The sequence below is a fragment of the Roseibium sp. TrichSKD4 genome (assembly GCF_000148725.1).
Taxonomy (GTDB): domain Bacteria; phylum Pseudomonadota; class Alphaproteobacteria; order Rhizobiales; family Stappiaceae; genus Roseibium.
The window spans coordinates 109,716-133,145 of sequence record NZ_GL476315.1 but is presented as its reverse complement, the minus strand read 5'-3'; the positions used below and the strand labels follow the sequence as shown (position 1 = coordinate 133,145).

Annotated in this window: 28 protein-coding genes and 1 other RNA gene; 15 read left to right on the top strand and 14 right to left on the bottom strand. The window is 53.8% G+C overall.

Going from position 1 to position 23,430, the window contains the following annotated elements; translation table 11 throughout:
- Positions 1 to 138: 138 nt before the first annotated feature.
- Complete coding sequence (locus tag TRICHSKD4_RS14080) at positions 139 to 651, top strand: sulfite exporter TauE/SafE family protein (RefSeq protein ID WP_009759625.1); 513 nt, start codon at positions 139 to 141, stop codon at positions 649 to 651.
- 12 nt (positions 652 to 663) lie between these two features.
- Here TRICHSKD4_RS14080 and TRICHSKD4_RS14075 read toward each other — a convergent pair whose 3' ends face one another.
- The 8 genes from TRICHSKD4_RS14075 to TRICHSKD4_RS32030 all read right to left on the bottom strand — a co-directional run bounded on the left by TRICHSKD4_RS14075 (position 664) and on the right by TRICHSKD4_RS32030 (position 4,723).
- Positions 664 to 969 (bottom strand): MazG-like family protein, encoded by a 306-nt coding sequence (locus TRICHSKD4_RS14075; protein WP_009759624.1) that lies wholly within the window; start codon positions 967 to 969, stop codon positions 664 to 666.
- Positions 970 to 1,048: 79 nt separating this feature from the next.
- Complete coding sequence (locus TRICHSKD4_RS14070; protein WP_009759623.1) at positions 1,049 to 1,795, bottom strand: YebC/PmpR family DNA-binding transcriptional regulator; 747 nt, start codon at positions 1,793 to 1,795, stop codon at positions 1,049 to 1,051.
- 111 nt (positions 1,796 to 1,906) lie between these two features.
- The gene (locus tag TRICHSKD4_RS14065; RefSeq protein WP_009759622.1) at positions 1,907 to 2,734 is read right to left on the bottom strand and encodes a TIGR00282 family metallophosphoesterase; all 828 of its coding nucleotides are present in this window, start codon (positions 2,732 to 2,734) and stop codon (positions 1,907 to 1,909) included.
- Positions 2,735 to 3,325 (bottom strand): 5-formyltetrahydrofolate cyclo-ligase, encoded by a 591-nt coding sequence (locus tag TRICHSKD4_RS14060; RefSeq protein ID WP_009759621.1) that lies wholly within the window; start codon positions 3,323 to 3,325, stop codon positions 2,735 to 2,737.
- A 48-nt stretch (positions 3,326 to 3,373) separates the two neighbouring features.
- Positions 3,374 to 3,529, bottom strand: a non-coding RNA gene (gene ssrS, locus TRICHSKD4_RS29385) — 6S RNA.
- A 108-nt stretch (positions 3,530 to 3,637) separates the two neighbouring features.
- Positions 3,638 to 4,009, bottom strand: coding sequence for a cell division protein ZapA (locus TRICHSKD4_RS14055; protein WP_009759620.1), 372 nt, complete (start codon positions 4,007 to 4,009; stop codon positions 3,638 to 3,640).
- Between the two features lie 6 nt (positions 4,010 to 4,015).
- Positions 4,016 to 4,360, bottom strand: coding sequence for a DUF4164 domain-containing protein (locus tag TRICHSKD4_RS14050; protein ID WP_009759619.1), 345 nt, complete (start codon positions 4,358 to 4,360; stop codon positions 4,016 to 4,018).
- Positions 4,361 to 4,600: 240 nt separating this feature from the next.
- Positions 4,601 to 4,723: a hypothetical protein gene (locus TRICHSKD4_RS32030; RefSeq protein WP_009759617.1), complete on the bottom strand. Its 123-nt coding sequence runs from the start codon at positions 4,721 to 4,723 to the stop codon at positions 4,601 to 4,603.
- 171 nt (positions 4,724 to 4,894) lie between these two features.
- Here TRICHSKD4_RS32030 and tkt point away from each other — a divergent pair, with 171 nt between their 5' ends.
- The 12 genes from tkt to TRICHSKD4_RS13990 all read left to right on the top strand — a co-directional run bounded on the left by tkt (position 4,895) and on the right by TRICHSKD4_RS13990 (position 17,537).
- On the top strand, positions 4,895 to 6,880 hold the full coding sequence (gene tkt, locus TRICHSKD4_RS14045) for a transketolase (protein WP_009759616.1): 1,986 nt from the start codon (positions 4,895 to 4,897) through the stop codon (positions 6,878 to 6,880).
- Positions 6,881 to 6,993: 113 nt separating this feature from the next.
- Complete coding sequence (gene gap, locus TRICHSKD4_RS14040; RefSeq protein WP_009759615.1) at positions 6,994 to 8,004, top strand: type I glyceraldehyde-3-phosphate dehydrogenase; 1,011 nt, start codon at positions 6,994 to 6,996, stop codon at positions 8,002 to 8,004.
- A 22-nt stretch (positions 8,005 to 8,026) separates the two neighbouring features.
- Positions 8,027 to 8,716 carry a LysE family translocator gene (locus TRICHSKD4_RS14035; protein WP_009759614.1) on the top strand — a complete coding sequence of 230 codons (690 nt, stop codon included), beginning with the start codon at positions 8,027 to 8,029 and terminating at the stop codon, positions 8,714 to 8,716.
- A gap of 22 nt (positions 8,717 to 8,738) precedes the next feature.
- Positions 8,739 to 9,932 carry a phosphoglycerate kinase gene (gene pgk / locus TRICHSKD4_RS14030; RefSeq protein ID WP_009759613.1) on the top strand — a complete coding sequence of 398 codons (1,194 nt, stop codon included), beginning with the start codon at positions 8,739 to 8,741 and terminating at the stop codon, positions 9,930 to 9,932.
- Positions 9,933 to 10,076: 144 nt separating this feature from the next.
- Positions 10,077 to 10,553, top strand: a complete 477-nt coding sequence (locus TRICHSKD4_RS14025; RefSeq protein ID WP_009759612.1) for a DM13 domain-containing protein — start codon at positions 10,077 to 10,079, stop codon at positions 10,551 to 10,553.
- Between the two features lie 258 nt (positions 10,554 to 10,811).
- The gene (gene fba / locus TRICHSKD4_RS14020; protein ID WP_009759611.1) at positions 10,812 to 11,879 is read left to right on the top strand and encodes a class II fructose-bisphosphate aldolase; all 1,068 of its coding nucleotides are present in this window, start codon (positions 10,812 to 10,814) and stop codon (positions 11,877 to 11,879) included.
- A gap of 130 nt (positions 11,880 to 12,009) precedes the next feature.
- Positions 12,010 to 12,651, top strand: a complete 642-nt coding sequence (locus TRICHSKD4_RS14015) for a thiamine phosphate synthase (RefSeq protein WP_009759610.1) — start codon at positions 12,010 to 12,012, stop codon at positions 12,649 to 12,651.
- Positions 12,652 to 12,655: 4 nt separating this feature from the next.
- Complete coding sequence (locus TRICHSKD4_RS14010; protein ID WP_009759609.1) at positions 12,656 to 13,771, top strand: tetratricopeptide repeat protein; 1,116 nt, start codon at positions 12,656 to 12,658, stop codon at positions 13,769 to 13,771.
- 150 nt (positions 13,772 to 13,921) lie between these two features.
- Positions 13,922 to 14,485, top strand: a complete 564-nt coding sequence (efp, locus tag TRICHSKD4_RS14005; RefSeq protein WP_009759608.1) for an elongation factor P — start codon at positions 13,922 to 13,924, stop codon at positions 14,483 to 14,485.
- Positions 14,486 to 14,548: 63 nt separating this feature from the next.
- Complete coding sequence (locus tag TRICHSKD4_RS14000) at positions 14,549 to 15,346, top strand: inositol monophosphatase family protein (RefSeq protein WP_040616927.1); 798 nt, start codon at positions 14,549 to 14,551, stop codon at positions 15,344 to 15,346.
- 163 nt (positions 15,347 to 15,509) lie between these two features.
- Positions 15,510 to 16,499, top strand: coding sequence for a hypothetical protein (locus TRICHSKD4_RS13995; RefSeq protein ID WP_040616893.1), 990 nt, complete (start codon positions 15,510 to 15,512; stop codon positions 16,497 to 16,499).
- A 3-nt stretch (positions 16,500 to 16,502) separates the two neighbouring features.
- Entirely contained in the window at positions 16,503 to 17,537 is a 1,035-nt protein-coding gene (locus TRICHSKD4_RS13990; protein ID WP_009759605.1) for a peptidoglycan -binding protein, read from the top strand.
- Between the two features lie 84 nt (positions 17,538 to 17,621).
- On the opposite strand, the gene TRICHSKD4_RS13985 is transcribed toward TRICHSKD4_RS13990, so the two are convergent.
- Both TRICHSKD4_RS13985 and TRICHSKD4_RS13980 read right to left on the bottom strand, forming a co-directional pair.
- The gene (locus tag TRICHSKD4_RS13985) at positions 17,622 to 18,338 is read right to left on the bottom strand and encodes a DUF1013 domain-containing protein (RefSeq protein WP_009759604.1); all 717 of its coding nucleotides are present in this window, start codon (positions 18,336 to 18,338) and stop codon (positions 17,622 to 17,624) included.
- Between the two features lie 145 nt (positions 18,339 to 18,483).
- A complete protein-coding gene (locus tag TRICHSKD4_RS13980) occupies positions 18,484 to 19,485 on the bottom strand; it encodes an NAD(P)H-quinone oxidoreductase (RefSeq protein ID WP_009759603.1) in 1,002 nt (333 codons plus the stop codon).
- 86 nt (positions 19,486 to 19,571) lie between these two features.
- Here TRICHSKD4_RS13980 and TRICHSKD4_RS13975 point away from each other — a divergent pair, with 86 nt between their 5' ends.
- Both TRICHSKD4_RS13975 and TRICHSKD4_RS13970 read left to right on the top strand, forming a co-directional pair.
- The gene (locus tag TRICHSKD4_RS13975; protein ID WP_009759602.1) at positions 19,572 to 19,769 is read left to right on the top strand and encodes a DUF1192 domain-containing protein; all 198 of its coding nucleotides are present in this window, start codon (positions 19,572 to 19,574) and stop codon (positions 19,767 to 19,769) included.
- Between the two features lie 399 nt (positions 19,770 to 20,168).
- A complete protein-coding gene (locus TRICHSKD4_RS13970; protein WP_009759601.1) occupies positions 20,169 to 20,714 on the top strand; it encodes a DUF1465 family protein in 546 nt (181 codons plus the stop codon).
- 140 nt (positions 20,715 to 20,854) lie between these two features.
- On the opposite strand, the gene rpmE is transcribed toward TRICHSKD4_RS13970, so the two are convergent.
- From rpmE to TRICHSKD4_RS13955, 4 genes are all read right to left on the bottom strand, one after another.
- A complete protein-coding gene (gene rpmE, locus TRICHSKD4_RS13965) occupies positions 20,855 to 21,079 on the bottom strand; it encodes a 50S ribosomal protein L31 (RefSeq protein ID WP_009759600.1) in 225 nt (74 codons plus the stop codon).
- Positions 21,080 to 21,310: 231 nt separating this feature from the next.
- Complete coding sequence (locus TRICHSKD4_RS31700; RefSeq protein ID WP_009759599.1) at positions 21,311 to 21,694, bottom strand: methyl-accepting chemotaxis sensory transducer; 384 nt, start codon at positions 21,692 to 21,694, stop codon at positions 21,311 to 21,313.
- Complete coding sequence (locus TRICHSKD4_RS31695; RefSeq protein ID WP_009759598.1) at positions 21,657 to 22,424, bottom strand: methyl-accepting chemotaxis protein; 768 nt, start codon at positions 22,422 to 22,424, stop codon at positions 21,657 to 21,659. The genes TRICHSKD4_RS31700 and TRICHSKD4_RS31695 overlap by 38 nt, the downstream gene beginning before the upstream one ends.
- On the bottom strand, positions 22,425 to 23,309 hold the full coding sequence (locus TRICHSKD4_RS13955; protein ID WP_040616892.1) for an MCP four helix bundle domain-containing protein: 885 nt from the start codon (positions 23,307 to 23,309) through the stop codon (positions 22,425 to 22,427). It lies immediately after the preceding gene.
- Positions 23,310 to 23,430: the final 121 nt, after the last annotated feature.

Genomic DNA, 23,430 nt, shown 5'->3' with positions numbered 1-23,430 from the left:
CCGGGTCAACCCCGAGTATACGAATCGGATGCATCATAGAACAAAGCGGTAACAAAACTTCGGCATTGACGCCACAAGAACCGGTGATTACCAAAAAGTATTCCCGCTCTCCCCAGCTTTGGAGCGCCTATCGGTTCAATGTTTGATGTTTTCAGCACCTATTCCATTCAGCTTCTTTCGTTTTTGGCAGCCGTCGTCTTCATTGCAGGCTGCATTCGCGGGTTTGCCGGTTTTGGAGCCGGAATGTTTTTTATCCCACTTGCAACAAGCGTTGTTTCCCCGCCGATTGCAGCCGCGAGCTTTCTCGTTATCGATGGCTTGGTTGCACTCCCGCTTTTAAAAAATGCGGTGCGAATTTGCGATTGGCGAACCGTTCTACCAGCGGTGCTTGGCTCGGTTCTGTTTGTGCATGCCGGAGCCTATCTTCTGGCAAGCACCGACCCACTGCTCTTACGCTGGATCATTTTCGCTATCGTGACCAGCCTGCTTCTGCTTCTTGTGATCACAATTCCTTGCTATGCGGCGGGTCTATTGGTCGGAGCCAAGGGCTTTAGCGCCTCAGATCCAAGGCTCTACAAGAGGATCGCCTATATCTTGATCGGCCTTTCTGCGATCACAAGCATACCGCTGCTGGATCCTTACCTGCGCTAAGTCGCAAGAAGATTACGAGCGGGACAGGACCTCTTCCCACTTGGTCACCGTCTGACTGAAGAGGCGCTGCAGCTCTTCGCGAAACTGCTCTTCACTGTCGCAAGTTTGCGAGAACAAGCTCAAAGCAACGATGGCGGCATCTGCTGCCTCTTCCCTGACATCGCCAAGACCGAGCTTCTTGTAGGCACTTCCAGGAGCCCCGGTCGCCGACAGCACAGCCTGCGCTAGCTCACCGCTTTCCTCCCCCAGTTTCAGCGCGCGTTCCTGCAGTGTTTTCTTGTCGAGGTCAGTCAATCGGTAAATGTCTTCAAGTTTCATCTGTCTCAATCCCGAGGCACAAAAAACCCCGGCCGCTTGTGTCAGGCCGGGGTCGGAAAATCATCGATTTGGGTGTCACTCAGGACGCCAGTGATGCCATGGTTTCTTCGTCAACATCAAAGTTGGAGAAGACGTTTTGCACGTCGTCATCTTCTTCAAGCATGTCGATCAGTTTCATCAGGGTCTGAGCCTTGTCTCCATCAACCGGCGTCAGATTCTGCGGCTTCCAGATGATCTTGGTTGAATCTGCTTCGCCCAAAGCCTCTTCTAGTGCCTTGCCCACCTCGTTCAGGTCTTCAAATGCTGTATAGACAGTGTGGCCACTATCGTCTGACAAAACATCTTCAGCACCGGCCTCAATGGCAGCTTCCAGAACAGCATCTGCCTCACCCGCTTCGGGCTTGTAGGTGATCTCGCCAACGCGGTCGAACATGAAGGAAACCGAGCCAGTCTCACCCAAAGACCCACCACATTTTGTGAAGTAGGATCGGATGTTGGAAGCAGACCGATTGCGGTTGTCGGTCAGCGCCTCAACCACGATTGCAACACCGGCGGGGCCATAACCCTCATAACGGATCTCTTCATAGTTTTCCGCGTCGCCAGACTGGGACTTGTTGATTGCCCGCTGAATGTTGTCCTTCGGCATGGACTGAGCTTTGGCGTTTTGAACCGCCAGGCGCAGGCGCGGGTTACTATCCGGGTCCGGATCGCCCATTTTTGCCGCTACTGTGATTTCCTTGGACAGCTTGGAAAACATCTTGGACCGGACTGCGTCCTGACGGCCCTTGCGGTGCATGATGTTTTTGAATTTTGAATGTCCTGCCATGGAATGTCTCGGGTTTTCTGCTTGATGCGTTCTTGATCTTCAAATTGTGGGACGCTTATAGGCAAACTGCCGAAGAAAATCCAGCATTCCGCCCGGTACATGCCCTGCGGATCACTTATCCGCCCAAAAGGCAAGCAGAACCGGCTCCAACCGTCCGCCGATCCTTAACGGAGAAACGGCCACGGCCAGCCCTGTCCGATCATCGGTTTCAACGGCCACACCGCAAACGGTCGCGTCACCGAGCGCAGGCGTAAACCGGCCACCGGAAATCTTGCGTTGAAAGCGATTGACCGGCTCGTCCTTTTCCATGCCGAGCACGCTGTCATAGTCACCGCACATGCCCGCGTCAGACAGGTAGGCCGTTCCGCCGGAAAGGATCTGGTGATCGGCGGTCGGAACATGCGTATGGGTTCCAACAACCAAGCTGACCCGGCCATCCAAAAAGTGGCCCATCGCCTGTTTTTCGCTGGTCGCCTCAGCATGAATGTCGACAATGATCGCATCCGCCACTTGCCCGAGAGGGCAATCATCAACCACACGCTCAATCGCCGCAAAAGGATCGTCAAGCGGATCCATATAAACACGGCCCATGACGTTGGCGACCATGACCTGTGCGCCATTGCGGGCTGTAAAGAGGTGCGCCCCGCGGCCCGGTGTTCCTTTGGGAAAGTTCACTGGTCGCAGCAAACGGTCCTGCCGCTCGATATAAACCAGCGTATCACGTTGATCCCACACATGATTACCGGTGGTGACAACATCTGCACCGGCATCAAGAACATCCTGCAATATTGCCTCGGTGATCCCGAAACCAGACGCGGCATTCTCGCCATTCACAACAACAAAATCGAGTTGATAGTCCTCAACAAGTCCGGGAAGGCGATCAATGGCCGCGGTTCGGCCTGAACGACCGACCAGATCACCAAGAAACAGGAGTTTCATTTAACCTCGCATGGCAAAGCGGCGAAATCCGCTTTCCGTCAAAATCCCGTTCAGGGGCTTATCGTGAAGTTCTGCGGGAACCTCGCCAACCTCCTGAACATCAAAAGCAAGGCCAATACAAATCACCGGACCATTTTTTTCAAGAGCAGCAATTGCCGTATCATAGTGTCCCTTGCCATATCCCACCCGATTTCCAGCGCTGTCAAAAGCCGACAAAGGCATCAGGAGGACATCGGGGCGAACTTCCGGAGCAGTCGGGCCGGGAGCCATGGTGCCGAATCCGGCGTCTTCAAATTCAGTTTCCGTGCCAAACTCGCGGAAAATAAGGTTAGGCTTTGCCACCACAGGAAGGCATAGCCCGTGACCGCGTTTTCTGAGAACAGAGAGCAAGGGCCGAGGGTCCAATTCGTCCCGGATCGGCCAGTATCCGGCGATTACCGCACCAGCTGGCATCTCGATGTCATCTGCAAACTCGGCGAGCTTAAGGGCTTTTTCGATACGCTCTGTCTCCGGAATTGCCCGCCGACGTCCGAGCGCGTCTTTGCGCAGCGCCGCTTTCTGCACTGCCCGGTCCGGTTCGATTTCAGCCATAGAGGCCTCCGGTAACGCCCGAAACTCAGAGCTCCGGGAACAAGATCAAGTGTAGCCGCGTGATCGTTGGAATGTGCAATCCCGGAGAACCTACAATGTAGGTGGGCGCCGTATGCAACGGACCACGGCCCAGAGCAGGGACAGCTCCCTAAGGAATGCGTAAGGCCCCGGGGATAAGATTCCTGACGGGTCACGCAGCCACAGGACCTGGATATAGAGAGTGAAGAGCAGGAAAACCAGCCCCTGCCGGTTGTCGCGATGTGTATTTCCAACCCAACCGCAGGGAGCGCTAAGGGTCAGGACCCTAATTTGTTATTGGGGTTTGAGTGTCTTGCTCAGGTGTTCGGAAAGCACTTCCAGACGTGCTGCGGTTCGATCAATCACTTCCGCAACTTCTGTTTCATGGCGTGTTTTGGAAACGCTTGCCTGTGACTGCGCTTCTTTCAGCCGTTTCAACTCAATTTCAAGCTCAGCGTTTTTGCGTTCCAATTCAGCCAGTTGATCAGTTGCCATAATCCCCGCCATCACTGTCAGTCGCAAATCGCCAATTTCGCCAAACGCATCTCTGAGTTCTGCAATCCAACCGTCAAAACGGTTGCCAAGTCCCATCAAGCGGTCCTCTTCCCCGTCGTCGCAGGCCATCCGAAAGGCCTTGCCATTTATCGTGACGGTGATTTGCGCCATTCGCGTTTAACCTCCGCGTTCTTCCAGAACAAAGCGGATCGATTCCATTGCGGAGACCAGACGCCGGGACACATCCCGGTTTGCATCTTCCAGACGCGCTGCACGAGCTTCTGCCTGATCCAGTGTTGCTGCCATTTGGGATCGGTCTTCGTTAAGCCGTTGAATATCTTCTTTCAACCTGCTCAGCGACTTATCAACTTCCACGCGATGCTGCACCACGCTTTCCAGAGTTCCCAGCGCGCGTTCCAGCCGCTGGATGGCACCATCCAGTGTAACCGGTTCCGCCTGTTCACTCTCCGCCAAACTCAAAGACACTTCCTCACGTCGTTCTTTTACTGCGTGCGCTACCATCCAAAAACCTCTAGCAGCCTGTCTCCCCCTTCTTACGCCATGATTGCCACAAACTCCTCCGATTTGCGAAGTTTTTCGGCCAAACTTTTGCAAAAACTGACCAAAGCAACACATCCCGTAAAGTCAAGACTCTAGGCTCGTAACAAAACCTACGTCAATGCCACATCGTCAAAATCCTCAGGTCTTCGCCACCTATGATAGCATTAAGCCTGCGAAGTAATCTTTGGCACCTGCAATTGCCTATTTTTTGGTCTGCCGCAGTGTCATTTCACACATGACGGCACCTGCAACACCGACACCAAACCACCACAACTTAAAGACAAGAAATTCCACCACCATCAGGACACCGTAATTTTCATCCATTCTCAATGAAGCTATCCGTGCCTAGATTTGTTGACTCAAGCAGCGTTCCTGATATTTGTCGGGCGCCTTTTCGGGCGCACGCCCTCTCCCACAGCACGAGGTCCCGTTTGAACCTCCCGGGCGTACACAGATGAAACGACGCGGCTGATAGCCACAACCGATGGGAAAATGATGACCGATCTTGAAAAACACCAGCGCATGGCAAATGCAATCCGCTTTCTTGCCATTGATGCAGTGGAGCAAGCCAAATCCGGTCACCCGGGCCTGCCAATGGGCGCAGCTGATATTGCGACCGTTCTTTTCACCCAGTTCCTGAAGTTTGATCCGACAGCCCCGAACTGGGCTGACCGTGATCGCTTCGTTCTGTCGGCTGGCCACGGCTCCATGCTGCTTTACAGCCTTCTGTATCTTCTCGGATACGAAGATTTCACGCTGGACCAAATTAAGAATTTTCGCCAGATCGGCGCTTTGACAGCCGGTCACCCGGAATTCGGGCACGGTGCCGGCATCGAAACGACAACCGGTCCCCTTGGCCAAGGGCTTGGCAATGCTGTTGGCATGGCAATTGCCGAACGCCTGATGGAATCCGAGTATGGACAGGATCTGGTCAATCACTTCACTTACGTGCTGGCTGGTGACGGCTGTTTGATGGAAGGCATCAGTCAGGAAGCCATTTCGCTCGCCGGGCACTTGAAGCTGAACAAGCTGATCGTAATCTGGGACGACAATGGCATCTCGATTGACGGGCGTGTCGACATCACAGATTCAACCAACCAGATTGAACGTTTCAAGGCCTCAGGCTGGAACACGATTAGCGTTGATGGCCACGACCCCGATGCAATTGCAGCAGCCATTCGCCAAGCCCAGGCCAGCAACGCCCCGACGCTTGTTGCCGCCAAGACTACAATCGGCTTTGGCGCACCAAATAAATCCGGCACATCCGGTGTTCATGGTGCTCCGCTCGGTGCAGACGAAATCGCGTCCACTCGCGAAGCACTGAACTGGAGCCACGAGCCATTCGAAATCCCGAATGACATTCTGGACGCTTGGCGGATTGCAGGCCTTCGCTCTGCCCATGCTCACAAAGATTGGGAAAAGCGCTTTGCAGAAAAAGACGGAGAAGTCCGAGCGGAATTTGAACGCCGCCAACGTGGCGATCTGCCTGCAGAGTTGACGGAAGCTCTGCGGGACTACAAGAAGAAGTTGGCCGAAGAAAAACCAACCATGGCGACCCGGAAAGCCTCTCAAGCTGTTCTGGAAGTCATCAACGGTGTTGTGCCTGAAACAATCGGCGGTTCCGCCGATCTGACAGGCTCCAACAATACAAAAACGTCACAAACAGCCGCCATCACACCGGATGACTTCTCCGGGCGTTATATCCACTGGGGTATCCGAGAGCACGGCATGGCAGCAGCCATGAATGGCATGGCGCTGCACGGTGGCGTTCTGCCTTATTCCGGCGGTTTCCTCATCTTCTCTGACTATTGCCGTCCGTCAATTCGCTTGGCAGCTCTGATGAATCAGCGCGTCATTCACGTGATGACACATGATTCCATCGGCCTCGGCGAAGATGGTCCAACTCACCAGCCGGTTGAGCACTACGCGGCTCTGAGGGCGATGCCGAACACCTATTTCTTCCGTCCGGCAGACATCACAGAGACATTGGAATGCTGGCAGCTGGCGCTTGAAAACAAGACAGCGCCATCCATTCTCGCTCTCACCCGCCAGAACCTAATCGCCCAGCGCACTGAGTTTGAAGAAAAGAATTTGTGTGCTCGCGGTGCCTACGTTCTTGTCGATAGCGAAGAGGATGCGCAAGTCACCCTGTTTGCATCGGGCTCTGAGGTTGAACTCGCCGTAGAAGCAAGCACACAATTGGCAGAGGCTGGTATCGCAACTCGCGTTGTTTCCGTTCCATGCTTTGAACTCTTTGAAGAGCAGAGCGACGACTACAAGGAAGCAGTCCTCGGTAACAGCCCGGTCAAAATTGCGGTTGAAGCCGGTGTTCGCATGGGTTGGGACCGCTTCATCGGCGCCGACGGCGCATTTGTTGGTATGAACGGCTTTGGTGCATCCGGCCCTTACAAGGAACTCTACAAACATTTCGGAATCACAACCGACGCTGTTGTAGAGCTGGCCAAGGCAAAACTCGGCTAAGCGCGTTCAACAACGTAAATTATCTTGAGACTTCTGGCGTGTCCGCCTATTCCGGTACACGTCAGTTTTTCAGAATGAGCGGGGCCCGCCTCGCTCCATTGCGGGAGTTGAGAATGGTCACCAAAGTTGCAATTAACGGATTTGGCCGCATTGGACGTAATGTCCTACGTGCAATTATCGAATCCGGCCGCACTGACATTGAAGTCGTTGCTATCAATGACTTGGGTCCGGTTGAAACCAATGCGCACCTTCTTCGTTACGATTCGGTCCACGGACGCTTCCCGTCTGATGTGGTTGTTGATGGCGATACAATCTCGGTTGGTGGCGGTGAACCTATCAAGGTAACAGCCCTTCGCGATCCGAAGGAACTGCCTTGGGGTGAACTTGGTGTTGACGTCGCCATGGAATGCACTGGCATTTTCACCGCCCGCGACAAGGCAGCTTTCCATCTGGAAAATGGCTCCAAACGCGTTCTTGTCTCCGCACCAGCTTCAGGCGCTGACAAAACCATCGTCTATGGCGTCAACCACGATGCGCTTACCAAAGACGATCTAATCGTTTCAAATGCTTCTTGCACCACCAATTGCCTGTCTCCGGTCGCCTATGTTCTCAATGAGACTGTCGGCATCGAAAAAGGCTTTATGACCACCATTCACTCCTACACCGGTGATCAACCGACACTGGACACCATGCACAAGGACCTTTACCGGGCTCGTGCCGCGGCCATGTCCATGATCCCGACATCGACCGGAGCGGCTAAAGCGGTCGGGTTGGTGTTGCCAGAGCTGAACGGCAAACTAGACGGTGTTGCCATCCGCGTCCCGACGCCCAACGTATCGGTGGTGGATCTCAACTTCATCGCCAAGCGTGAAACCTCTGTTGAAGAGATCAACGCGGCAATCAAAGAGGCTGCCGACGGCAAGCTGAAGAGCGTTCTTGGCTATACAACTGAGCCTCTCGTCTCGACGGACTTCAATCACGATTCGCATTCTTCGGTCTTCCACATGGATCAGACCAAAGTCATGGATGGAACCTTTGTCCGCATCCTGACCTGGTATGACAACGAATGGGGTTTCTCCAACCGAATGTCAGACACTGCGGTTGCTATGGCAAAGCTCATCTGATGTCAGTGCCGAACCACTGAACATGACAAATCAGGGGCGGGCTTGCTGCAGCAAGGTCGCCCTTTTTATTGCCCAAAACGAGTATTCGATGATTGAGCTTCTGACCGTTATCTCCTTAACTGTGGTTGTCGCCATTGTTCCCGGACCAGACTTTGCCGTTGTCCTTCGAAATGCCCTTGTGGGAGGCCGAATGGCCGGCATCATGACAGCTCTCGGAATTGCCTTGGCCCTTGGCGTTCATGTCTCATACGCCCTCGCCGGGATCGGACTGATCGTCTCCCAGTCCATTTTCCTGTTCAACGCCCTGAAACTCATCGGTGCCGCGTACCTGATCTTTCTCGGCTTCACCATGTTTCGCTCCGCATCTACCAATGCGCCCAAGAGTGACGCAGCCACCGGCATGAGCCCAATGAAAGCCCTGCGCTGGGGTTTCTTCACGAATGTGACCAATCCGAAAGCCACAATGTTTGCCATGAGTGTCTTTTTGCAGGTCACCTCGCCCACTACGCCTCTTTGGACCAAAATCGGTTACGGCGGCATCATGGCATCCGGCGTCTTCCTGTGGTTTGTACTCGTCACCGTGTTCTTTACCTTGCCTAGCGTTCAGCAAGGCTTCATGGGTGCCAAGCTCTGGATTGAACGCTCCTTCGGCGTGCTGCTCACCCTGTTTGGCATTGGCATTGCCATCACCACCAACTCGTCACGGCCCTGACCCAACCTGTTGAGTTTATAAGATGACCTTCAAGACCCTTGATGACCTTTCTGACATCACCGGAAAACGCGTACTTGTTCGCGTTGACCTGAACGTTCCGATGGACGGTACAAAGGTGACTGACACGACCCGAATTGAACGGGTGTTGCCGACCCTGCGCGAATTGTCCGACAAGGGCGCAAAAGTCGTTCTGCTTGCCCATTTTGGACGTCCAAAGGGGGAGCGGGTTGCGGAGATGTCGCTCGCCCCGGTTGCACCGGCGGTTGCCGAGCTGCTCGCCAAGCCGGTCAGCTTCGCAGATGACTGTATTGGCGCTGCCGCAGCAGATGCGGTTGCCGCCCTCGAAAATGGCGGCGTTCTTCTTCTTGAAAATACCCGCTATCACTCGGACGAAGAGAAGAATGATCCTGATTTTGCCAAGGCGCTGGCCCAAAACGGCGACATCTATGTCAATGACGCCTTTTCAGCCGCACACCGCGCTCACGGATCAACGGAAGGCATAGCCAAGTTGCTGCCAGCCTATGCTGGCCGGACCATGCAGGCAGAACTGGAAGCTCTAGGGTCTGCTTTGGGTGAACCAAAACGACCAGTTCTGGCTGTTGTCGGCGGTGCCAAAGTATCGTCCAAGATCGACCTTCTGGAGAATCTGGTTTCAAAGGTCGATATGCTGGTGATCGGCGGCGGAATGGCCAACACATTCCTCGCAGCTAAAGGCATAAATGTGGGTAAATCCCTCTGCGAACATGACCTTGCAGGAACTGCCAATACAATCATGACAGCGGCAGAAAAAGCCGGGTGCGAGATTGTTCTGCCAACAGATGCGGTTGTTGCTCGTGAGTTCAAGGCCGGTGCTGAAAACGAGACCGTTTCACTGGATGCCATCCCTGAAGATGCCATGATCCTCGATGTTGGCGTCGACTCGGTCAACAATGTTCGTACCAAGATCGATGGAGCTTCCACATTAGTCTGGAACGGGCCGCTGGGCGCCTTTGAGATCGAGCCATTTGACACAGCCACAGTTGCAGCAGCACAGCACGCGGCCAACCGCACAAAGGCGGGGAAGCTCAACTCTGTTGCAGGTGGTGGAGATACCGTTGCAGCTCTGAACCATGCAGATGCCGCGGATAGCTTTTCCTATGTCTCAACCGCAGGCGGAGCTTTTCTGGAGTGGCTGGAAGGCAAGGAGTTGCCGGGTGTGAAAGCCTTGGAGAGCTAAGACCAAAATTCTTCCGATCAGACTATAAGGGGCCCACAACACACGGGCCCTTTTTCTTTTATTTCAAGCATTTGGTTGCATTTGGAGGAAAATCGAAGGATAAGCATCGCAAAATACCCCTACGGAAGAATAGGCAGGTCAACTATGAAAAGATTTCTTCTGATTGCAGTCCCATGTTTTTTGGCAGGTGCAGTGTTTGGTGCCGCTTTCTGGTATCTTGCCTCACCGCTTTGGATTGATCGCACAGTGTCGGAGACCCTCGTGACAGCAAGCACTTCTCAAATCCTCGCAAGTGGCTCTTTCAAGGATGCAGACTTTGCCCACAAGGGGGCAGGTCAGGCAGCTCTCGTGCAGCTGGAAACCGGGCCAGAACTTCAACTCTCAAACTTCAACGTGACGAATGGTCCGGATCTGAAGGTTTGGCTGTCCACTCACAAAGATCCGACATCTGCAACGGATGTTTTGGACAATGAATGGCTGTCTCTTGGCCCACTGAAGGGCAACATCGGCAACCAGAGCTATTCAATTCCGGCCGATACCGACCTCACCAAATACAAGTCTGTCGTCATCTGGTGCGAACAATTTAGCGTTCTGTTTTCCCCCGCAAGCCTGTCGAACTGACGCGACTTAGAACGCATAATCCTTGTGACTTTGGCAACGCGCCCGCTTTCTCGTTGGGCGCGTTTTTTGTCTGAGAAACCTGTCACACAACAACTCAATGTAAATTTCTTTGCCCGCTTTCCAATTTAATTGATTTAGGTCGTTGCCTCCCATCTTCCCAATCTCCGATGGTTTGGTAGAAACACTCAATCGACACGCCAACAGCACCCTTGGGGCAAATTTTGTGCTTCTTCGGAGTGTGCCAAACGGGAGACTTTGATGGCTCGGATTACGCTTCGCCAATTGCTCGATCACGCTGCAGAGCAAGATTATGGTGTGCCAGCATTCAACATCAACAATATGGAACAGGCACTCGCCATCATGGCAGCGGCGGACCAAACCGATTCGCCAGTCATCATCCAAGCCTCACGTGGCGCACGCGCCTATGCGCATGACATCATGCTCAAGCACATGATGGACGCTGTTGCCGAAATCTACCCGCATATTCCGGTCTGTGTTCATCTGGACCACGGCAATGAGCCCGGCACCTGCATGACCGCCATTCAGGCTGGCTTTACGTCAGTGATGATGGACGGATCACTTGAAGCGGACGGCAAGACCCCGGCGGATTGGGACTACAATGTCGATGTGACAAAAACCGTTACGGACATGGCTCACCTCGGCGGCATCTCCGTGGAAGGCGAACTTGGCGTTCTTGGCTCGTTGGAGACCGGCATGGGCGACAAGGAAGATGGGCATGGCGCTGAAGGCAAACTCAGCGAAGAGCAACTTCTGACCAATCCCGACGAGGCAGTAAAATTCGTTCAGGCCACCAAGGTCGACGCCCTTGCGATTGCCATGGGTACCAGCCACGGCGCCTACAAATTCACGCGCAAGCCGGATGGCGACATCTTGGCGATGCACGTGATCGAGGAAATTCACCGTCGTCTCCCAGACACCCATCTGGTGATGCACGGCTCGTCTTCCGTTCCACAAGACCTTCAGGACATTATCAACCAATATGGCGGCGAGATGCCGCAAACTTGGGGCGTTCCTGTTGAAGAAATCCAGCGCGGCATCAAGAACGGCGTCCGCAAGATCAACATCGACACCGACAACCGCATGGCCATGACGGGTCAGATTCGAAGGGTCCTGTCGGAAAATCCGGGTGAATTCGATCCGCGCAAGTATCTCAAGCCGGCTCGAGAAGCCATGCAAAAACTCTGTGTTGATCGCTTTGAAGCGTTCAACACCGCCGGACAGGCAAACAAGATCACACGGATTGCGACCCTTGCCGAAATGGCAACCGAGTACAAAAGCGGCAATCTGGATCCGAAAGCAGATTGACGGCGAGGCCTTCACCCAGCCGAGTGAAACTGGAAAAACACAATGAGGGGCCTTGCGCCCCTCTTTTTCTATGATTAGAGCCTATCACTTCCTTTGAACCGCCCTTTTGGGTCAACACAGAGACACAACAGTGAACCGGCCACGCCTCTTTCTTATTACACCGCCGTCCTTTGAAACGGCAGAAATGGCCACCAAGCTGAGCGAAGCGCTCGCTGGAGGCGATGTTGCCTGCGTTCTGATCTACATGCCTGAAGCAAGCTCTCGTGATGTTCAGGCTGCTGCTGAACTTTTGGTTCCGATAGCGCAAGAAGCAGGTGCTGCTGCCCTGATCTATGGTGACACTCAAGCCGCAGGTCGAACGGGCGCAGATGGGGTTCATGTAGACAAGTCTCTGGACGACATCAAAATGGCCGTTGAGAGCTTCCAGCCTGCCAAGATCGTTGGAGCGGGCGGGACCAAACTCAAGCACGAAGACATGGAAACGGCAGAGACCGGCATTGACTACCTGTTCTTCGGCAAGCTCGATCTGGAAGAACAGGATGAAGCTCATTCCAAAACACTCAGCAAAGCAGACTGGTGGGCTGAGCTGTTCGAGACACCCTGTGTTGCGCTTGGCGGTAAGACGTTGCACTCTGTTGAGGCTGCAGCTGCAACGGGTGCCGATTTTGTCGCCTTGAAAGATGCGGTCTGGACGCACACTGATGGTCCAGTCGCTGCAGTCAAGGCGGCCAACGAGATTTTGGAAAAACATCCATTTGAGGAAGACGATTGACCCCATGCAACATTGGCCAGTCAGCTCCAGAACATTTGCGATAAAGCGGACGCTCTCAGCGTTCAACAGTCTTGCTCTGATTGGCCTTTTGCTCACGCTACCCATTGCTGCCCATGCTCAGGAAAGCACTGAACCTACTTCTGAGGTGAGAGACGCCACAGAGGAAACCGTCAACACCGACGACGAGCAACCACTGGGATTGGTGTCCGTCATTGATGCCGGACCTCCCAAGGTTCCTGAAGATACCGGTCTAACGCCTGAAATCGCCTACAGCGCCTTTCAAAGAGGCTGGTTCCTCACCGCCCTTGCGATGGCAACGCCTTTGGCTGAAGAAGGCGATACTTCAGCTCAAACATTGCTGGGTGTTCTGCATGAAACCGGACAGGGTATCAAACTGGATTACGCAAAGGCGGCTGACTGGTATACGCTGGCCGCCGCTCAAGGCAATGCATATGCAGCTGTTCGCCTCGGTCAGCTTTATCTGCTCGGCAATGGGGTTGAACAGGACAAGAAGAAAGCTGCTGACTATTTCGAGATCGCAGCTAAAGCTGACAATCCAACCGCGCTTTATAACCTGGCCCTCTCGTATCAGGCTGGCGAGGGGCGGTCGTATGATGCAGAAAAGGCACGAGAGCTGTTGGTGCAAGCAGCACGCCTGAACGAACCGGAAGCCCAATATTCCCTCGGGCTGTCCTTTCTTGAAGGCATCGACGGCAAAATCAACGAAGGTCAGGGAGCGTTCTGGCTTGGGCGGGCTGCCCGCCGCGGCCACACCTCGGCGCAGGTCTATTACGGAATCCTGCGGCATCAGGGGAAAGGCCTCGACCCAAACGAGGCAGAAGCCGCCGCCTGGTTTGAGCGCGCAGCCCTCGCAGGCAATCCTGTGGCCATGAACCGGTTGGCCCGGATCTATGCAAATGGGCGTGGCAAAACCCCAAATCAGATGCAGGCAGCCGCGTGGCACTATGTTGCCCGCACATTGGGCGTCCCCGACCTACTGCTCGATGAGTTTGTCGACACACTCGACAGCGATGTCATCAAGGCTGCGCAAGCCCAAGCCAACCAATACACAGCTACACTTTTGGCACCCGGCTCCGATCAAACACCGCCGTCACCTTAATCTATGCGGACAGATTGGAGACGCCTTTCGGCGTTTTTTCCTTGAATCCTGCGGCCAAGTGTGGTGTTCAAGCGCCAATCAAATTGGCACGCTCCCCGCATCAGGCCCGAAGCGTGCCCGAGATCCCAACATCAGACAATCGGTCGGTTCATGAAGATCAACGGTAACGAAATCAAGCCGGGCAACGTTTTGCAACATCAGGACACCTTGTGGGCAGTGGTCAAGGTTGACCACGTGAAGCCGGGCAAGGGCGGCGCATTTGCTCAGGTGGAAATGAAAAACCTTCTGGACGGCCGCAAGCTCAACGAGCGCTTCCGGTCTGAAGACAAGGTCGAGCGTGTTCGCCTTGAGCAAAAAGACTTCCAGTATCTCTACACACAGGAAGACATGCTGGTGTTCATGGACACAGACACCTATGAACAGCTGGAACTTCAGGCTGAATTTGTTGGTGACCGGGCCGCGTTCCTGCAAGACAGCATGATGGTGACCGTGGAGATGCATGAAGAACGTCCGATCGGCATCACCCTGCCGCAGCACGTGACACTGGAAATCAGTGAAGCTGATGCCGTCGTCAAAGGTCAGACCCAGTCTTCGTCATATAAGCCTGCCATCATGGAAAACGGCGTTCGCGTCATGGTCCCGCCGTTTATCACAGCTGGTGAGAAGATCATTGTCGACACTGGCACTCTGGAATACGTGCGCCGCGCGGACTAAAAGACACTCAAATGAATTTCGGTGTGGCAGGCGTCTGCCGCACCCAACAAGAACGGCATAGACATGGCGCGCACAGCAATCTTGAACGTTATGGTCCAGGCTGCCACGAAGGCAGGCCGTGGACTGACACGTGACTTTGGCGAAGTTGAAAACCTGCAGGTTTCACGCAAAGGGCCCGGTGACTTCGTGTCCGCGGCAGACCGGCGGGCAGAAGAGATCCTTCGCAACGAACTGACCAAAGCGCGCCCGACCTATGGCCTCGTCATGGAAGAATCAGGCGAGGTAGAGGGAAGCGACGGCAATCACCGTTGGCACATTGATCCGCTCGATGGCACCACAAACTTTCTTCACGGAATACCGATCTTCGCGACATCCATTGCTCTTGAGCGCAACGGTCAGATTCAGGCGGCCGTTGTCTACAATCCGGTGATGGACGAACTCTACACCGCTGAGCGTGGACGTGGGGCATACCTGAATGATCGCCGCCTTCGTGTGGCCGCTCGCGAAAATCCCGCAGACATGGTCTTCGGCACAGGCCTCCCGTTCATTGGTCGCGGCGATCATGGCCGCGCTTTGAAGGAACTTCGTTACGTGATGCCGGAAACCGCAGGCATTCGCCGCGCGGGTGCTGCTGCTCTGGATTTGGCATGGGTCGCCGCCGGACGTCTGGACGGCTTTTGGGAACACAAGCTGAACTCCTGGGACATTGCGGCGGGACTTCTACTCGTCAAGGAAGCAGGTGGTTACGTCACCGATTTTGGCGGCAAGGATAAATCACTGGAATCAGGTGACGTTGTTGCAGGCAACGAGTTCGCGCATCGCCATATTCTCAAATTCCTGAAGTCCGCGGCAAACGCCTAAAGTTTTCAAAAATGAGCCGACTGCCCACCTGTGCGGGAGAAAACCTGCCGCGCAGGTGACGTTAACGGTGGTTAAGCCACCATCTGAACAAGATTAACGGTTTTCATGGCCGATCAAAACGCGCTATCAATTGGTTACGGTTCATTGGCGAATTTGGCGAGTCATGGCACGAGACTTTGATCCTTACAGTCTGTCCAGTCCACGGGCATACCTCTCCTTCATGATCATCTTTCTGGTGATCGTCTCGTTCATCGCTTTCATATTATATCGCCAGATTTCAGTGGCCTTCATGAGCAATCCCGGCCTCAACGGTCTGATTGTGCTCGTGGCTGTTTTTGGCGTGCTTTTACTGTTCGGGCGTGTAATCCGGCTGTTCCCTGAAATCTCCTGGGTGAACAGTTTCCGCATGGGCGACCCGGGACTTGACGCACAATCTCCGGTCCTTCTGGCCCCAATGGCAACGCTGCTGGGCAATAAAGTCGGCGAAATGACGCTGACACCGGCCACCGCTCGTTCCATTCTCGATTCGATTGGCATGCGGCTTGAAGAATCGCGTGAGATTTCCCGCTATTTGACCGGACTACTCGTATTCCTCGGCCTTCTCGGCACCTTTTGGGGCTTGTTGCAGACGGTGAGCGCCGTAGGCAACACAATCCAGTCCCTGGACGTCGGTTCCGGGGACGCCAATGTGATTTTCGAAGACCTGAAAGCAGGTCTCGAAGCCCCGCTTTCCGGCATGGGTACAGCGTTTTCATCCTCCCTGTTTGGCCTGACAGGATCTCTTGTTCTCGGGTTCCTCGACCTTCAAGCCGGACAAGCTCAAAACCGCTTTTACACGGAACTGGAAGACTGGCTTTCAACTGTCACGGATATTGAACCGGAAGACGTTCCGTTTGAGAACCGGGGCAGTGGCAGTGTTGATCAGGTTCAGGCCGCGCTCGCCTCTCTTCAAAAAACCATGGAGGAAGGCAGCAGCAAGAACGCAGCACAAGCTATGGCCAATTTGGCAGAAGGTATTCAGGGGCTTGTGAAGCACGTCCGGTCCGAACAGCAAATGATGCGAGATTGGGCTGAAGGTCAGGGCGAACAACAAAAGCGGATTGAAAGCCTTTTGACCTCTATTGCCGCTGCATTTGACCGCGCAAAGGAGTAGGCTATGGCCGGAGGCTTGCGCGCCCGCAGACGCAATCAAGGCACGGACTACTGGCCCGGTTTTGTTGATGCCATGGCCACACTCTTGCTGGTCATCATCTTCCTGCTTTCCATCTTCATGCTCGCGCAGTTTTTCCTGTCGCAACAGCTGTCTGGGCGCGACACGGTTCTCAATCGCCTGAACGCTCAGATCTCCGAACTCACGCAGCTTTTGGCTTTGGAGCGCGCTGGCGCACGCGAGCTGGAAGACACCATCACCGGCCTACAAGCCAGCCTTAGTGATGCCACTGGGGAGCGGGACCGCCTGCTCGGCCTGCTGGAGAGCAGCTCTGGTGAAGCAGATGCAGCTGGCGGCAAAGCGGCCCAGCTTGAAAACCTTCTGGATGATGAAAAGCAGGTCAGCCAGCGGGCTCTGGCTCAGGTAGAACTGCTCAACCAGCAGATATCAGCGCTGCGCCGCCAATTAGCTGCTGCCAATGCTGCGCTCGAGGCGTCAGAGGCAAAGGAAAATCAAAGCCAGGCAAAAATCGCCAGCCTCGGCAAACGCCTGAACGCCGCCCTTGTTCAACGCGTCCAGGAATTATCCCGGTATCGTTCAGACTTCTTTGGTCGGCTCCGCGAGATCCTCTCCCAGCGTTCCGATATACGCGTCGTCGGGGACCGCTTCGTGTTTCAGTCTGAAGTCTTGTTTGGCTCTGGCTCAGAAGATATCAATCCGGAAGGCCAGGTCGAGCTGAAGAAACTCGCCGACGCCATAAAAGAGCTGGCAGTCCAAATTCCCGATGAAATCAACTGGGTCTTGCGAGTTGATGGACATACAGATGCTCGTCCCCTTTCGGGAACAGGGCGCCTCAGGAACAACTGGGAACTGTCCGCGGCCCGTGCCATCTCTGTTGTGCGATATCTGGTTGATCAGGGCATTGATCCAAAGCGTCTTGTAGCTGCAGGCTTTGGTGAGTTCCAGCCCCTAGAAGAGGGCGACACACCCGAAGCGCTCGCAAAGAATCGCCGGATCGAATTGAAGCTGACAGAGCGATAACCCTCATCTAAACACGCGGATCACAAATAAAAAAGCCGCTGGCAGCTTACCCACCAGCGGCTTCTGTCATTTTATGTCGAGCGCTCAGCTGTTGCTGTCGTCGTCATTCTTCAATGAGTTCAACTTTGCAAAGACAGCGTCTGCATCGATCTCTTCTTCCGGTTCAGCGACCGGCCGCGTGGTATCGATGTTGAACGCAGCTGCGAGAGCTTCTTCGCTGGTGCTTTCATCGACAGACATGAGCGTTTCCGGTGCCTCGACCTGCGGCTGGACTGGAGCGTCTTTAGCAGCCTTTTCAACTTCAATATCGAGCTCTAGCTGGCTGCACAATCCAAGCGTTACCGGATCAGAAGGCGTCAGGTTTGCAGAATTCCAGTGGGTCCGGTCTCGAATAGCTGCAATCGTCGGCTTGGTGGTGCCAACGAGACGGATGATCTGCGCGTCTTTCAGCTCTGGATGATGACGCACGAGCCACAAAATCGCGTTCGGTCGATCCTGACGACGGGACACAGGCGTATAACGCGGCCCCTTTTTCTTTGCCTCAGGAAGAACGACCTTCGATCCCTGCAGCGATAGCTGATAGGTCGGATCGTTCTGCGCTTTCTCAACTTCTTCGCGAGACAGCTGGCCGGTCAAAATCGGATCAAGACCTTTAATGCCCTGAGCAGCTTCACCATCAGCAATAGCCTTCACCTCAAGCGGATGAAGCTTACAAAAGCTGGCAATCTGATCGAAGCTGAGCGCAGTATTGTCAACGAGCCAGACAGCGGTGGCCTTCGGCATCAGCGGCGTGTTCGCCATCGGTCATATTCCTTTCGTCGGCTTCCTCGCCTGGCAGGGCGAAAAAACGATACAATGTCCAAATTGAACGGGAGTTAGCCCGAATATATGCTTTTCATTGGCCAAAGGCAAATGAACGAGCGCGAAATTTTGAAGCTTTTCTAGCCTAATCGACGGTCAGCATGATTTTGCCAATATGCTCAGATGTTTCCATCCGTTTATGCGCTTCTGATGCCTGCCGAAGGAGAAAGGTGCAATCCATGACCGGCTTAATTTTGCCCTGCTCAATCAATGGCCACACTTTCTCCCGCAACGCATTTGCAATTGAGGCCTTGAAGGCATTATCGCGTGGCCGCAATGTCGATCCCGTATGAGAGAGGCGCTTGACCATGAGCAGGGAGAAATTGGTCTCGCTTGAAACACCGTTCAGCGTGGCAATCTGACAAATCCGCCCTTCTACAGCCGCCGCTTTCCAGTTTTTCATTACGTAATCGCCGCCGACCATATCAAGGATCGCATGGACACCCTGTCCGTCTGTCTTGGAACGCACGACATCGACAAAGTCAGCCGTGCGATAGTTGATCACATGATCAGCACCGAGCGCTCTGGCTGCTTCAGCCTTGTCGTCAGACCCAACGGTGGTGAAGATCTCTGCCCCAAACGCTTTCGCCAGTTGGATGGCCGTTGTCCCAATTCCGGACGTCCCACCATGAACCAGAAAACGCTCTCCAGCAACCAGTCCAAGCCGGTCGAATACATTGCTCCAGACCGTGAAGAAAGTTTCTGGTAAGGCCGCAGCCTCAACCATAGAAAGTCCTGCCGGTACGGGCAGCGCATGTTGCTCTGGCACGGTGCAGTATTCTGCATACCCGCCGCCCGGGCAAAGCGCTGTTACTTGGGATCCTAATTTATGCTGACTAGCCCCCTCACCGAGTGCCACAACGGTTCCCGAAACTTCAAGACCTGGAAGATCCGAGGCACCTTTTGGCGGCGGATAAGCACCTTTTCGCTGTAACACATCGGGACGATTAACCCCTGCCGCTTCCACCTTGATGAGAATTTCACCAGACCCCGCTTGGGGAACAGGACGCATTTCCTCTTTCAGGACGTCCGGTCCTCCGGGCTCCGAAATCGCGATAGCGGTCATGGTGCTGGGCAGTTTTGTCATGCCAATTCCCTAATCTTGCTTGAAGCGTTAAGGTTAGTGGTAATCACCTGTGGAGCGAATGACAATCAGACAAGGGAGCAAGACCCGTGAGTATTTTCGATGATGAGCTTCCCACTGCGAAAAAAGGCAATCCGCCTCAAGTGGGTGAGGATCTGAGCCGTCATTCAGAGGAAGAATTAAGTGAGCGCATCCAGCAGCTTCGGGCAGAGATTGAGAAAACCGAAAGCGAATTGCAAAAACGTAGTAAAATTCGCAGTGATGCCGACGCTGTATTTAAAATATAGATTGTAATTTGTACAAATACTTAGAAAACGCTCTCCAGAACCTCAAATTGACGTTGTCGAAATGCCTAAAATTTTAGTCGTTTACTAGTTATTAATCTTTCCAAATTATAAACAGAGTCATCCAGTCATCTGGATTTGGAGTGGCTCCTGTCCACTCTGTTTGACGCCTCCCTGTTAAAGACTTCGAGCCGCGGTAACGCGGCTCTTTTTTTTGCCGCCATGAAGGTTTATTGTAGGGGGAGAGAGGCAGCTTACCGAAAAGCTTATAAATGGCACAAGGTTTGCATATCTGTAGTCGAACTCTCATCAGGTCCCAAAGTGGCACAAGAACCGAATTTGAGACACCGTCTCATCACAGGACCTGAGAAAAGGTATCGAGTAAGAAGGCGGATCGAACAGATGACGGACGACAAGCACAGCTACACCGAGGGGCCAAAACCCGTAAAGTTTGCCAATCGTCTTGCAAACTCCGACAACTTCCAGAGCCTTTTTCAGGAAGGCATGACATTGGTTGAAGAAACGGCCATGTATCTTGACGGTGAAGGTCGAGTTGAAGCCAAGCAACTGGAACGCCCGGCTTCTTTGGCCTACGCAACCGAATCCATGCGCCTGACCACACGTTTGATGCAGCTGGCCTCCTGGTTGCTTTTGCAGCGCGCTGTCAACGAGGGCGAAATGTCCCGTGAACAAGCGAGCAGCGACAAGAACAAGGTTCGTCTGGACAAACTCTCCAACGCAACTGGTGGCCCATCTTGGGACAATCTGCCTGAGACACTCCGTTACATGATCGAACGGTCCATTCGCCTTCAGGAACGCATCGTGCATCTGGACGCAATGCTTTACCGTGCTGCAGATCAGGCAGAGGCGGACAGCAACGACAATCATGAAAACCCTGTCGCATCACAATTGAGCCAGCTCCACGCAGCCTTTGGCAACGCAGGCTAAACAAAGATTCACAGCTAACGCTGAACAGGCCGGGCTAAACAGCCCGGCCTTTTTGCATGTTCTGACGCAAAAATTCTGTCCAGAATCAAAAAACCCGGCGCAACGGCCGGGTTTTCAGAAACGTGTTATTTTCGGTCCGATTAGGAACCGAGGAATCCAGCGTATTTGTTCTTGAAGCGAGACACGCGGCCGCCGCGGTCCATCAACTGACGGTCACCGCCGGTCCATGCCGGGTGAGACGTCGGGTCAATGTCCAGCTGAAGGGTGTCGCCTTCCGAACCATACGTGGAGCGAGTAGTGTATTCCGTACCATCAGTCATGACGACCTTGATGGTGTGGTAGTCGGGATGGATATCCGCTTTCATGGCTTTTCCTTTCCTACACCCCACGACTTGCCCAAGGGGGCTGGTCGCCAAAGGCGCGTCTTCTTTTTTGTCGCCAGCGACAAGGCACCAGCACCTAAAAACTTGAAAGCGCCCTATACCTCAGGACGCAAGGGGAAACAAGGAGATTCTGAGTCTCAAGAAACAAGACCCCGGACGGTGAGTACGGTTGGAACCGCCCGAGGCTTTGCTGATGACCTGCACAGGATCAAGTCAGGCAGCACGCATCTTTTCCAGGAACGAAGAGATTTCGCTCCGAAGAGTTGTTGCATCGCGAGAAAGATTGCCCGCATCATCAAGAACCTGCTCTGAGGCGGCTCCAGTTTGCCCAGCTGCTTCACTCACACCCGAAATATTCTGTGTAACCTCGGTAGAGCTGTTCGCAGCACTTTGCACACTGTTTGCAATTTCTCCAGTCGCAGCCCCCTGCTCCTCGACAGCTGCAGCGATTGTAGACGAGATGGCTTCCATTTCGTCTATCAAATCCCGAATACTGCTGATTGCATCAACGCTGGCTGTGGTTTCGCTCTGGATTGCACCGATCTGCTGACCAATCTCTTCAGTCGCTTTGGCTGGCTGCTCCGCCAGTGTCTTCACTTACAACAACCGCAAATCCTTTACCAGCCTCGCCAGCCCGAGCTGCCTCGATCGTTGCATTAAGCGCCAATAAATTGGTCTGAGCCGCGATGTCGGAAATCAGACTGACAACCTCACCGATCCTGTTGGCTGCGTCTGCGAGTTCGCGAACACGCTCCGTTGTTGAATTGGCATCAGTAACCGCGCGCTTCGACATATCCGCTGATTGTTGCACCTGTCTGGAAATTTCAGTGATCGACGAAGCCAACTCTTCAGACGCAAAGGCTACGGTTTGAACATTATGTGATGCTGTGTCAGACGCATTGGAGACATTGCTGGACTGAACAGATGTTTCTTCCGCCGACGCACTTAAAGTCTGCGCCAAAGCCTCCAGTTCCGTCGACGATTGATTGACCGTGTCCATGATGTTGCGAACCGTTGCATCAAAACTCTGGATCTCAGCCTCGACCTCTTGCTGCCTCAATTCCTTGCGACGCGTCTCTTCAGCCTGAGCGGCCCGAAGGTCACGCGCCTCGATCATTCCCGCTTGGAAAACTTTCAGGGCATTGGCCATATCACCGATCTCATCGGTTCGCTCATCACCCGTGATTTCTGCATCAAGCTCATTTTTGGAAAGACGCCCCATGACTGCAGTAAGCGAGTTGATAGCGCCAGCAAGGCTATTCCCGATGACAAAAGCCGATCCGCCCCCCAAAGCAAGCACAAGCAGGGAAACAGCAGCCAGCATCATTTACTTATCGGCAAACGCGGCCGACAACAGAGGGCCTATGCGGTCTTGTTCTGCCACCTTACTGTCTTGTACGGCGTCAAACTTGGCTAGAACTTCAGGGCCAATCTTGTCCAAAACATCAAAATAGATCGTGTTTCGTTCTGAAATTAAAGAAACCGTCTGTGAAAATGCGTTCGTGTATTCCGACAGATCAGCAGCAAAACTATCCGCAAGCTGCGCGCGCTCTGGATGGTCCAATTCACCTTGAAGCTTGGCAAACCAATCCTTCGTCGCGGCAAGCTCACTTTGGACCCGGAGCTGGTCCTCAGCCCTATTCTCGAGAAGGTATTTTTCTGCATAAACACGCGCCAACAGCAGGCGAGCAAGCGCCTCTCCGGCGTAATAGGCGGCATCTGCATCCCCATCTTCATAAGCGCTCGTTAGGATCGCACTTAGCTTTTTGCGTGCATCCGTACCTGTAGGCGACATCACTTCATTGACGACTTGCTGCCGCTGCTCTTGAAGTTGAACGGCCTTTTGGAAGGCCGATGTGTACTCCTCGGCCTTGGTGTAAGCGGCGCTCATCTTCTCAGCCGCCTCTGCCTTGGCTCCACCTAAGGTTCTGTATCGATCAATTCCGCTTTGAATGCTGGCGATTTGCGTGTCCACATTCGACAGCAGTTCGGCATCCCCGCCAAGGCGGAACTTCATAACATCCAGTCGAGCTTTCAAAATCGCTTCTGTCATCCCGCTGAGGGAGTTCGCTTGCCGGGCTGTTGTTCGGTAATCGGCAAAGGAGCTGGCCGAGGAGTAGGAACTCCAAATGCCGTACCCAGCCATTCCAGCTGTTAGAACAAGCACTGCCCCAAACCCAGCCATCATTTTCTGTTTGATAGAGAATCTCATCACTGACCCCAAAAATACGTGTGATTACGTATGAAATTGAGCTCAGACCGTTATCAAACTCCTAAAAATATGGAAAATCACCTACGTAAATAAACTAATATTACAACCCCCACGTAATATT